10 protein-coding genes and 2 riboswitches are annotated in these 12,097 nt (G+C 29.2%); of the genes, 7 read left to right on the plus strand and 3 right to left on the minus strand.

What is annotated here, in order from left to right; genetic code table 11:
• Positions 1-12: 12 nt before the first annotated feature.
• Positions 13-660, minus strand: coding sequence for a flavodoxin family protein (locus Ccar_RS02810; protein WP_007058987.1), 648 nt, complete (start codon positions 658-660; stop codon positions 13-15).
• A gap of 247 nt (positions 661-907) precedes the next feature.
• On the opposite strand from Ccar_RS02810, the gene Ccar_RS02815 reads away from it, so the two are divergent.
• A complete protein-coding gene (locus Ccar_RS02815) occupies positions 908-1,243 on the plus strand; it encodes a winged helix-turn-helix transcriptional regulator (protein ID WP_007058986.1) in 336 nt (111 codons plus the stop codon).
• A gap of 1 nt (position 1,244) precedes the next feature.
• Here Ccar_RS02815 and Ccar_RS02820 read toward each other — a convergent pair whose 3' ends face one another.
• Positions 1,245-2,072, minus strand: coding sequence for a YihY/virulence factor BrkB family protein (locus tag Ccar_RS02820; protein WP_007058985.1), 828 nt, complete (start codon positions 2,070-2,072; stop codon positions 1,245-1,247).
• Between the two features lie 321 nt (positions 2,073-2,393).
• Between Ccar_RS02820 and Ccar_RS02825 the strand changes: the two genes are divergently transcribed.
• The 6 genes from Ccar_RS02825 (at position 2,394) to Ccar_RS02845 (ending at position 11,062) form a co-directional block, all read left to right on the plus strand.
• Positions 2,394-3,170, plus strand: a complete 777-nt coding sequence (locus tag Ccar_RS02825) for a class I SAM-dependent methyltransferase (RefSeq protein WP_007058984.1) — start codon at positions 2,394-2,396, stop codon at positions 3,168-3,170.
• Between the two features lie 117 nt (positions 3,171-3,287).
• Positions 3,288-3,449 carry a hypothetical protein gene (locus Ccar_RS26625; RefSeq protein WP_007058983.1) on the plus strand — a complete coding sequence of 54 codons (162 nt, stop codon included), beginning with the start codon at positions 3,288-3,290 and terminating at the stop codon, positions 3,447-3,449.
• 215 nt (positions 3,450-3,664) lie between these two features.
• Positions 3,665-3,748: riboswitch (cyclic di-GMP riboswitch) on the plus strand.
• A gap of 62 nt (positions 3,749-3,810) precedes the next feature.
• The gene (locus Ccar_RS02830; RefSeq protein ID WP_007058982.1) at positions 3,811-6,429 is read left to right on the plus strand and encodes a polysaccharide deacetylase family protein; all 2,619 of its coding nucleotides are present in this window, start codon (positions 3,811-3,813) and stop codon (positions 6,427-6,429) included.
• 26 nt (positions 6,430-6,455) lie between these two features.
• Positions 6,456-8,333: a glycosyltransferase gene (locus Ccar_RS02835; protein WP_007058981.1), complete on the plus strand. Its 1,878-nt coding sequence runs from the start codon at positions 6,456-6,458 to the stop codon at positions 8,331-8,333.
• Entirely contained in the window at positions 8,323-10,002 is a 1,680-nt protein-coding gene (locus Ccar_RS02840) for a polysaccharide deacetylase family protein (protein WP_007058980.1), read from the plus strand. The genes Ccar_RS02835 and Ccar_RS02840 overlap by 11 nt, the downstream gene beginning before the upstream one ends.
• Before the next feature lie 16 nt (positions 10,003-10,018).
• Positions 10,019-11,062 carry a glycosyl hydrolase family 18 protein gene (locus tag Ccar_RS02845; RefSeq protein WP_007058979.1) on the plus strand — a complete coding sequence of 348 codons (1,044 nt, stop codon included), beginning with the start codon at positions 10,019-10,021 and terminating at the stop codon, positions 11,060-11,062.
• A gap of 62 nt (positions 11,063-11,124) precedes the next feature.
• Here Ccar_RS02845 and Ccar_RS02850 read toward each other — a convergent pair whose 3' ends face one another.
• Entirely contained in the window at positions 11,125-11,520 is a 396-nt protein-coding gene (locus tag Ccar_RS02850) for a pyridoxamine 5'-phosphate oxidase family protein (RefSeq protein ID WP_007058978.1), read from the minus strand.
• A 207-nt stretch (positions 11,521-11,727) separates the two neighbouring features.
• Positions 11,728-11,835, plus strand: a riboswitch (TPP riboswitch).
• Positions 11,836-12,097: the final 262 nt, after the last annotated feature.

Here is a 12,097-nt window from a genome sequence, read left to right on the forward strand (position 1 = left end):
AACATTCACCTCTTAAATTTTATGATTTACAAATTCAGTTCCTATATCAAATGCTTTAGCACAATCTTTAGGAAAGATTTCTTTATGTCTTTTTAACTTTTTTTCGTGATCAAACTTATCTGAAACTACTTTTGAATAATCGTTAAACTGATAAGTATCAGTACAATATAATGTTTTGCATTTTCCAAAGAATTTTTTAAATAGTAATTCATTAGATTCAAGATATTTATCTAAATGTATATTTTTCATTTTTTCTTCAGATATGTTCATCGTATATATTAATGCTGTAGGAATGTTTCTAGGTAGAAGTGTAGGGTGATTAGTATACTCTATTAGTGGAAAAAATAGTCTTTCCATAAATGATCTTGTTTCACCTGTAATGTTGTTTAAATATATAGGTGAACCTAAAACAACTGCATCTGCTATATGCAGCTTTTTCAGTACAGGGGAAAGATCATCTTTAATAATACATTTACCATAATTTTTACCTTCTTTTAATTTACATGTAAAACAGCTGATGCAACCTTTGAAGTTTAAATCATATAGATGAATAATCTCTGTTTCAGCACCTTGGGAGGCAGCTCCTTCAAGAACCTTATTTAATAAAGTTGCTGTATTATGATCTTTTCTAGGACTGCCATTAATAGCTATTACTTTCATAATATAAAAACCTCCTATAAAATATTATTTTTTATTCAATAGAATTTCATATTTATGTTGCATTTTTAAATTAATATTGTAAAATGTTTTACAAGAGATAGTATATACTGTACTATTATTTTTTGGAAGTAGGTACTTTTAAGTAGTATAGTATCTATTTGTATACTATAGAGAGAAAAGAGGTGGATTTTAGTGATGTCAGTATAGCAACAAATAGTTTGATATATTTCATCACTAAATATAATGAATGTTAAAATTTAAAGGTAATGAATACAGCTGTTCTATGGAATTAACTTTAGATATAATAGGTGGCAAATGGAAACCACTTATCATATGGCATTTAGGCAAGAAAACTATGAGATTCAGCGAATTAAAGAAAACTTTGCCTAATATTACTCAAAAAATGCTTACTCAGCAGCTTAGAGCATTGGAAGAAGATCAATTAGTGAATAGATTTGTTTACACTCAAGTGCCACCTAAGGTGGAATATTCTCTTACAGAGAGAGGGAAAACTCTTTTGCCTGTTTTATCAACTTTATGTGAATGGGCCATAGGATATTCTAATTCCTTAGAGGACAATTAACTCAGTTCTTTTTTGAATTTGTACTAGTACATTCATGATATAATGAGGCATTAAACTCTCCACCCAAAATTACAATGATAGAAATTAGAAAAAGCCAGGTAAGTAGGACAATTATAGCTCCAATGCTGCCGTAGATAACTGAATAATTAGCAAAGTTATTTACATAGTAGGCAAAGCCGGTAGATACAAGTATAAGATGAAGTATTGCAAATAGGGAACCTGGCAAAACCTCAAGCCAGGTAAGCCTTTTACAGGGTGCATAGCGATAAAGAGAAGTAAATATAAATACAGCAGTGGATATAAATATAAAATATCTAGTTAATGTCCATAGAATAATTAACCTATGAGCAAAACTTAATTTATAAGCTGTATATTTCCATATGATATGTCCTAGTATCAATAAAAACATCATAATTAGTATTATAAAAGCCATTCCAATTGTGCAAAGTATTGAAATAATCCTAACCTTAATGAAGCTCCTTGATTCAGGAACTCCATAAGCTTTATTGAGACCTTTTATAATTCCTGTAAAACCAGAAGATGCAGACCAAATAGTAAGTATTAAACTAAAGGACATAAGCTGGCTGTGTTTTGTGGTGATTACTTCAGAAACTGTAGTACTTATAAGATTGAAGGCACTTGCCGGCATAATTTTACTTAAAGCTAGTAATATTTCATTATTGTTTAAGGAAGTATGTCCTATAAGTGTCATAAGAAAAATTATAAAGGGAAAAAAGGATAGGACTAAATTATATGCAAGCTGGGAACCTAAAGCAGGAATATCATCATTGTTGAATCTATAAATCAAATCTAATAACAATCTTTTCATAATTATAACAATCCTTTTCAATACTCCTTTTTATTATATTGCATAGGCTTGAGTTATATGATTTAAAAAGAAGAAAATGAAAGTGATTTTTATGAGAAAATAGTTTTAAAATTAACTTTCTAAGTTAAAATTTTCTATTTGTAAAAATTGCGGTATAAACAGTAAAAAAATAGCTTGACCATTTTTAACTATAATGTAGTATAATATTTTTTAGAATGCAAAAGGAGGGTAGTGAAGAGAATATGGAAATTTAAATGAGTAGAGGATAATTTTTGTATTTAATCATTACTAAAATATAATAATAGATGAGGAACGTAAGAGATGACAATGGAATTAGAAAAATACTACAATAAATTTTGTGAAGATAAAAGGTTAACGAGAAGATATGGACAAGTTGAATATATCACTTCCATGAAGTATATTCATGAATATCTAGGAAATAACAAGAATGCAAAAATATTAGATGTTGGTGCAGGAACAGGCAGGTACTCTGTACAACTAGCAAATGAAGGATATGATGTTACTGCAATTGAACTTGTGAAACACAATCTAGGTGTTTTAAAGTCAAAAGGAAGTGCAGTAAAAGCATATCATGGAACAGCATTGGATTTATCAAGATTTTCAGAAAATACTTTTGATATGACCTTGGTGTTTGGACCTATGTATCATTTATATCAATTTGAGGATAAAGTAAAAGCACTGCAAGAGGCAAAAAGAGTAACCAAATATGGAGGTTATATTTTAGTTGCATATTGTATGAATGAATATAGTGTAATAACCTATGGTTTTAAGGAAAATAATATTCGTGAATGTATTGATAATGGAAAACTTACTGATGATTTTCATGTTATATCCGAGCCAATAGATTTATATGATTATGTAAGGATTGAAGATATTAATAAGTTAAATGAAGAAGTAAAACTTAAAAGAATAAAATTAATTGCAGCAGATGGACCTGCTGATTATATGAGGCCTGTTTTGAATGCTATGGATGAAGATACATTTCAAATTTTTCTTAAGTATCATTTTTCTACCTGTGAAAGACCAGAGTTACTGGGAGCAAGCGCACACACAGTAGATATTTTGAGAAAAGAATAAGTAAAAGATAGGAAGTCAATTACAGATAAGTCATTTATATATGCTGGGATATTGATAAATTAGAAGCATTTTGAATATTATATTAGTGGTTATTAATTTTCCTTAGAAGGGGTTTTTATGGATGCAAAAATATTTATGTCAGTATCGCAGTTAACTAAGTATATTTTTTTGATTTTTCTATTGGGAGCCATACTTGGTGGTATATTAGGAGGACTTATGGTTTCAAAAATTAAAAATGGCTTTAAAGGGAATAAAAACAGATTTCATAAAAATAAGTAATATCATAATGAAAAAGTAAGGAGTTAAAAAGTACAGCTCCTTACTTTTTTAGTTTGAATTAATGAAAATAAGTTTTGAAATTAATATTACAATGGTTTTGCATTTTAATATAATTAAAAATTGGTTTTGAAATAACCTGATAATATATAGCCTAATCGTATATATTGACAAATTATAACACTGTAATATATAATTAATTTCGAATTAAAATTTACTATGTCTTGGGAAATTATGAGCTATATACTTAATTTGGGCACTTTGTATATAGGGAGTTATTAGTGCAACCGGCCGAATATTTATTTGGTCGATTTTTTTATATATTTATTATTTTTGAGGTTAAGCTGTAATTGAAAGGTGAATTATGAAAAGAAAGAATATCTTTATTATAATTTTATTAGGAAGCATTTGTATAGGTGCGTATACATATAAAAATTATAAGGTTAATACAAGTTCAGGAAAAATAATTATAAGTAAAAAGAGCAAGTATGATGCATCAGAGGAAATAAAAAAAGCATTGAGTTCATTAAATAATAGTAAAAAGGCAGACGTTATAACAAATGTAGATGCATCAGCAAATGTGGTAAGTTTATCATTTGATGGCCTTAGTGATAAGGATACTATGAATAAAATAGTAACTATGTTGAATGAACATGGAATTAAAGCAACATTCTTTGTTCCGGGAATTGAAGCAGCTGAGGATTCCAGTATAGTGAAAATGATTCAAAAATCTGGACATGATATAGGAAGTGGAACTCTATCTTCCACTAAGAATATGGAAAAGCTATCCTCAAAGGAATTAGTTACGGATTTTTGCAGAACTAATAAAATTTTAAAAATCATAACTGGAAAAAATCCTGTTTTATTAAAGTGTAATTCCACAGTTTATAGTGACAGCATATTGAAAGCAGCTTATGCATCAGGGAATAAATATGTGGTTGAAAGCAATTATTATTTAAATTATCAAAGCTTTAAAAATTATGATCAAGCGTATAGGTATGTAAATAGTTTAAAAAGAGGAACTATAATTTCTATAAAATTGGAAGGGGTTCTTGATAGTACTGAATATAAAGGAAAAGAAGAGAAACCTGCAATAGATAAACAGGCTAATGTGAATATAGATAATAAGCTTGGTATAAGTGAGGAAAAAAGTGAAAAGGAAAAAGAGGACAATATTGTACAAATTGTAGGATGGCTTTTAAAATCAATGGATGAACAGAAAAAGACTGTTGCTAAAGTATCTGAAATGCCAAATGTTGAAAAATATAATAAGCTTCAAAGAATAAAAGATACAATAGCTAGTAAGTATACTAAAAAGGATGCATTGAAAACTAAACCTAATAAAAATAGTACATTGGTAAATAAAGCAGAAGGTACTAAACCTAAAGATAGTAATAATACCAAAGATAACATAGATTTAATAAATTTTAAGGAATTAGTAGAAGAAAATAATAAGAGACAAGCTCCTGTTGTATCAGAGTTTTATACTACTCAAAAGGCTTTAGCTTATACCTTTAGAGGATTAAGTAATGAAACTAGCTTGAATAATGTACTTATAGAACTTGATAGGGTTAATGCTAAGGGGACATTTTTTGTAACAAAGGATGAAATATTAAAGTATCCAGACAGAATAAATAGGATATTGAGCAAAGGGCATGAAATTGGCAATGGTGGAATAACAACCAATTTAAATTTACTAAATAAATCACCAGAAGAAATTTGCAAAGAAATATATGAAGTAGATAAATTATTAAAGGAAAGAGGAATAGCCACAAATGCATATATGCCTGGATATGGATATGTAAATCCTAAAATTCAAGAAGCATTATCAGCAGCAAATAACATTCCTTCTCTTAAAAATTATGAATTGTTTACTTACACAAAGGCACCTATTACTAATAAATATAAAGGTATGAGTGCCGAAGACATTGTACATAGTTACTTTAATGTAAATTCATATTTATCACTTAGAAAGGGAGAAATAGTTTATTTTAGATTAGATTCAAATTTGTTTAAAAATGATAATGCTGTTGCCAATATGGTTGACATATTAACTAAAAATTATGTCCAGAATGGTTATGTAAGTAAATATAATGAAAAAACCAAGGATTATGATTTAGCCCAAAAGCCATTAGGATATTCACTAGTAACCTTAGACAATCTACAAAAAACTATTGAAGAACCATCACAATATGGAAGATATAATATTATAAAAGATCAAGTTCCCATGAAAAAGAGAACTTATGAAGAAGCTTTATCAATGATGAAGACCAATTATATAGGAAATGAATATGTAGATTTAAGTGATTTTACTGAAGAAGAAAAAACATCTCTTGATAAAAGTGGAACTATTGATACAAAGGGAGAAAGTGTTATATTTTTTACCTTTGATGACTGGGGAGGAGATCCTGTAGTAAATGCTTTGATAGATGTTTTAAATAAACATAAGGTTCATGCAACCTTCTTTGCAATATCAAAATATGCAGATGTTAATGCAGGAATATCAAATGCTAATCCAAATTTACTTAGAACAATTGCTTTAAATGGTAATGATATTGGAAGTCATAATTATAACCATGAACTTTTAGGAACTAATAGACAAGAGCTTGAAGAGTCTTTAGTAAAATCTTATGATGTTATGGAAAGTGTAATAGGAGATTTAAATTCACTTAAACCATATTTTAGGCCACCCACCCTGCTTTTAAACAAAGAGGGATTGGCAGCTGTATATGAAAGTGGTTATAAATATTGTGTTAGTGGAAACATAACAACTCATGACTATGAGAGACCTTCAGCACAAAATATTGTTGATTATATACAGCAGGGCTTAGTTAAAAATAAGGGAAATGTAGTGGTAATGCATATGAATGATCAAACTTATTATACTGCAGAAGCTTTGGATATATTTTTAACTAATAATGAAAAAGGAGTGTACGGAGAAAAATATAAAATCGCAAAATTAAGTGATTATTTAGGAAAGTAACTTTGTACAAACTAGGAGTTTTAGAAATGCTTACACAAAAGAAATTAAAAAAATACGAAAGTGAAGAAACTGATATACTTTTAAATCCACGTAAGGATAGAAGATTATTAGCAAATGTTCCAGATAAAGAAGCTATAAGAACTACAGTTGATAGAAGAGGAAAAAAGGTAATAGAAGATTATAGTGATGACCCTAATTTGTTTATAAAAAGTAAAAAAGCTGGAATAAGATATGTAATGAAAACTGATGTTAAAGTAAGATGTGGGAAACACAAGGCAATCAGCAGCTTTAAAGCTAAATCCATAGATGTTTCAACTACAGGAATTTTATTAGAACTAAAGGATAAGAAACAATTAAACATAATCGTTAAGGCTGACAATATTAAATTAAAATTTAAAGTACTGCCAGGTGCTATGCCGGAAGGGTATGAAATGAATGTTAATATTAATGGCAAAAAGGTTAGAGATGCTGTTAATGCAGATGGAAAGATAGTATGTGGCATAGAATTTCTGGAAAGTTTATCTGAGTATTCTGGTAGGAAAAAGGACAGATATGTATTAGCTTCTTCCAGCTTATTACTATTGTTTATAAGTATATTTATCATACTAATGAGAGCAGAAAGTATTATTTATTTTGAATTTAACAAGTGGATATATCTATATAGTATTATTGCAGCTGTATTTTTATTAAGTAGGTATTTATTTGGAGTTTTGTACAAACCTATGCCTATGGATATTGATTATACTCCAGGTGTAACAATTATTATTCCTTGCTTTAATGAAGAGGAATGGATAGAAAATACAATTTTAAGCTGTATTAATCAAGATTATCCTATTGATAAGCTTGAAGTTATAGTTGTAGATGATTGTTCAAATGATAAATCTGTAGAAAAAATAAAAAACACCTTAGATAAGCTAAATAATGAAGCAGAAAGATTTGATGCTGCAAATAGGGTAAAATATTTTGTTCAAGAAAAAAACATGGGAAAAAGAGAGGCTCTTTGTAGAGGCGTTTTAAATGCAAAGCATGATTTAGTAGTATTTGTTGATTCAGATAGCTTTTTAGATCCCTTTGCAATAAGAAATCTGGTGCAGCCCTTTAAAGATCCTAAAATGGGTGGAGTATCAGGTAGGACAGATGTTGCAAATACTTTTACAAACACTTTGACTAAAATGCAGTCTGTTAGATATTATATTGCCTTTAGAATTATGAAAGCAGCAGAGGCTTATTTTGATGCAGTTACATGTTTATCAGGACCACTTTCATGTTATAGAAAACAAATAGTTATGGACAATATGAATGGGTGGATAAATCAAAAATTTTTAGGTCAAAGGGCAACCTTTGGAGATGATAGGGCTATGACTAATTTTGTATTAAATGGACATAGAACTAGTTATCAAGATACAGCAATTTGTTCCACTATTGTACCTAACAGTTATAAGGTATTTCTTAAGCAGCAAATGAGATGGAAAAGGTCCTGGCTAAGGGAGTCAATTATTGCAGGAAAGTTTATGTGGAAAAAAGAACCCTTTATGGCTGCTTTCTTTTACATGGGAGTATGTGTTCCTATTGCTGCACCTGTAATAGTTATTTATAATTTAATATACGTACCTATTGTACATAAAATATTTCCTACCACATTTCTTTTGGGACTTTTAATGATGTCACTTATGATGAGTTTTGCTCAAATGTTCTTTAGAAAAAGTACTACCTGGATTTTTGGAATGCTATTTTGTATTTATTATGAAGCTGTACTGCTTTGGCAAATGCCTATAGCTTGGGTAACCTTCTGGAAATCCACTTGGGGAACAAGAATGACTCCAAGTGATATAGAAGCTGAAAGAAAAAAGAGAAAAGCATTTAATATTTTAACAAAGAAAGGGGAGAATGTAGTTGAAAAGTAAAGAATTCTCTCCGGAAAGAAAAGATAGAATTAAGAAAATAAGAAGTATATTTCAAGGAATAATTTTATGTGCAGTATTAATATGTATTGCAAAAGTACTGTTTACAATTTCAACATATAAACCCTATAGTTCAAATATTGTTTCTAAAAGCAGAAAGAGTGGTTTTATCTCAATATCCTATTTTGGTGTAGATAGAACTGGAGATGATACACTAATAAGCACTGATGCTTTAGAAAAACAATTAAAAGCATTAAAGGATAATGGATATGTAACTATAACACAGCAGGACATATTGGATTACTATAAAAAGGGAAAGGCACTGCCGGAAAAATCCTTATTTCTGTTGTTTGAGGATGGAAGAACAGATACAGCAATATTTTCTCAAAAAATTTTAGAAAAATATAACTATAAAGCTACAATGTTGACCTATGCAGATAAATTTGAAAAAAATGATCCCAAATTTTTAATGCCTAAGGATTTGATGAAACTGAAAAATAGTTCTTATTGGGAATTAGGTACTAATGGGTATAGATTAGAATTTATAAATGTTTTTGATAAAAATTCAAATTACTTAGGAAATTTAGATTCAGTTCAATTTTCAAAGGAGGCTCCTAAAGTCAATAGAAAATATAATCATTACCTTATGGACTATATTAGAGATGAAAATGGAATACCTTTGGAAAGCTATGATGAAATGAAGCAGCGTATTGATAATGATTATAAAAGCTTATCAAATATATACAATAAAGATATAGGATATGTACCAGCTTTATATGCACTGATGCATTCAAATACAGGAAAGTTTGGCACTAATGATAAAGTCAGTGAAATAAATGGTAAATGGATTGAAAAAACTTTTAGTATGAATTTTAATAGGGAAGGATATTCATTAAATTTGCCAGACAGTTCTATTTATGACTTAACAAGAGTTCAACCACAGGCTTATTGGAGTACCAATCATTTATTAATGAGAATTTGGGATGATACCAAAAAAGATGTTAAATTTGTAGTAGGAGATAGAGAAAAAGCTAAAAAATTTGAGAAGATAAAGGGACAAGCAGAGTTTGTAGACGATAAAATTATATTGACATCTCAGCCAAAGGAAAAAGGACTCATAAAGCTTGAAAACAGCCAAAATTATAAAGACATTAAAGTATCAACACTGCTTAATGGGAATATAATAGGTTCCCAGTCTATATATTTAAGATCCAATGAGGATGGAAGCAGTAGTATATGTGTTCAGCTTATTAACAATACAATTAGTGTTATTGAAAATTCAAATGGAACTAAAAATGTGTTGTATTCATCAACTTTAAATAAGAACAATAGAGAAATTGATATAAAGGAATCTGGAAGTAAAAAAGTGGATATAACATTAGCTTCCCAAAAATTAACTTTAACTATTGATGGAAAGAAGATAGTAGAAGATTTAAAAGTGAGTAAGGAAAAGGAAGGAAGTATCCTTCTTGAGTCTGCGTGGGGAAATTATGGATATAGTCAAAGAAACATTGCAGATGATGTATATGATGCAGTGTTTAAAAGTTTTAAAGTGACTAATACAAGTAACAAGGTTTTATATGATTCATCCTTAAAAGGAATGGAAGCTGTAATTTATAATACTAAAAATTATTTTAATGAAGTTGTAAATTGGTTCATTAAGAATTTATAGTTTGAGAGAGGTTAATATGAAAAAAAAGTTGTTTTGGATTGTACCTATAGTATTGTTAGTATTATTAACACCAATTATATATAAAGGTGTTAATTCAAAAGAGGCTGATTCTAAGGACAATAAGGTCGCAGCAAAGGAAGGTTCAAAAGCATTTGGTGGTGATGTAAATAGTCTATCTGCCTGGGTTGTATATTGGGATTTAAGTGCTGATAAAGAAATTAAAGCTTTAAACAATAAATTAAAAAATGTTTCCTATTTTTCAGCTAACTTTGACTCAAACAGCAAACTAGTGATGCCAGAAGAATTAATTAACTATTATAATGAAACAAAAGGTTTTAAGTACGATAAATATATAACTATTGTCAATGATAAGGCAAAAGGTGATGGAAGCTATTCATTAAAGGATACAAGCTTGTTAAAAACTTTATTAAATAATGAAGCTTCAAGAATAAGTCATATTGAAGATATTATGAACCTGGCAGTTAAGTATGGTTTTAATGGTATAGAAATTGATTATGAACAAATAAAAAATGATATGGGGCTTTGGAATAACTATATATTATTTGTAAATGAACTATACAAAAAGGCTGAAAGCAAAGGTTTAAAACTGAGAGTTGTACTGGAAACTAATACACCTTTTGATAAATTGAATTTTGCTGAAGGACCAACCTATGTACTTATGTGCTATAATTTGCATGGCGGCTTCAGTAAACCAGGTGGAAAAGCAGATGACAAGTTTATTAGAAGTTCAATAGAAAAAATGAGTAAAGTTCCAGGAAAGAAGGATTTTGCCATTGCAACAGGAGGGTTTAACTGGTCATCCAATGGAAAAACTACTTCTGTTACGGAAGAGGAAGCTAACGGTATATTAAAGAAGTACAAGGCTAAAGTACGACGTGATGATGACAGCAAGTGTTTATATTTTAGCTACAAGGATGAGAATAATTTGAACCATGATATATGGTATGCAGATAAAATTACCTTGAATTCATGGATGAAGGTTATAAGTGAAAAAGGTTATGACATTAGCATTTGGAGATTAGGTGGAAACTTATTTTAATAGATAATGAAAAAGACAAGATGTGTTTTAAAATACACCTTGTCTTTTTTTGAAATTTAATTTTAAAATTTAATCTTTTTAGAAACAGTCATCATATCGTAAAAAGTTGCTTCAGCTTCATCTATGTAGAATATTTCGAAAATTCCATCGCCTACTTTATATATATTTTTAAGCATAGGCATAATATTTAAAGCAGCTTCTTGTGATTCTTTTGTTGTATTAAAAACTACCTTTCCATTTAATCTAAGCCACTTTCCTTCTGGAGAAGTTGCACTGATTTGGCATTTTGGGTTAGCCTTTAATTGTTTGTATACATCCTTTGTATTTCCGGTACAAAAACATAGCTTATTATCATATTTCATTACAAATCCAAAAGGACGTAATGCTGGATTATCTCCATTTACAGTAGCAAGATAAAAAACTTTGTTGTCAGTTAAAAACTTTAAAACTTCATCCATAATTATTATCTCCTTTATCCATAAAATATTTTGTTAAGTTAAATTTGCTCAAAGAATAGCTTTTAATACCCTAAATAAAAGGGTAGTCATAGGGCAAATGTAACTAATTACATTTTATCACAAAAATTATAATACACAAATTATATAGTAAATTTTTCTATTGATTGCTGAAGCTTACTTGAAAGCTGTGAAATTTCATGGTATAATTTACTTAAAAAGGGGAGCTTGTTTAAGCAGGCTGAGAGGAAGTGTATACTTCGACCCATAACTTGATTCGGATAATACCGACGTAAGGAAATATTTGATTTATACTTTTTATTATTTTGCAAGTGTAAATGGAATGTGCCTTACTTACAGGTATATTCCATTTTTTATTTTTTTAGAAGCAGCGGGGGAGCTCCCGAAGCTTTATACCAAAAGACAACTAAATAGCGAGGGAACTTGTGTTTCAAGGTGAGAGGAAGCTTTTGAGCTTCGACCGACCAATATGGCTACTTGTCATATAGGAAATTGCTATTTAGTTACTCTAAAACTATGCCTAAATGATGGTGTTTATTTCCTATATGATTAGAAAATA

The organism is Clostridium carboxidivorans P7, assembly GCF_001038625.1.
Lineage (GTDB): Bacteria > Bacillota > Clostridia > Clostridiales > Clostridiaceae > Clostridium_AM > Clostridium_AM carboxidivorans.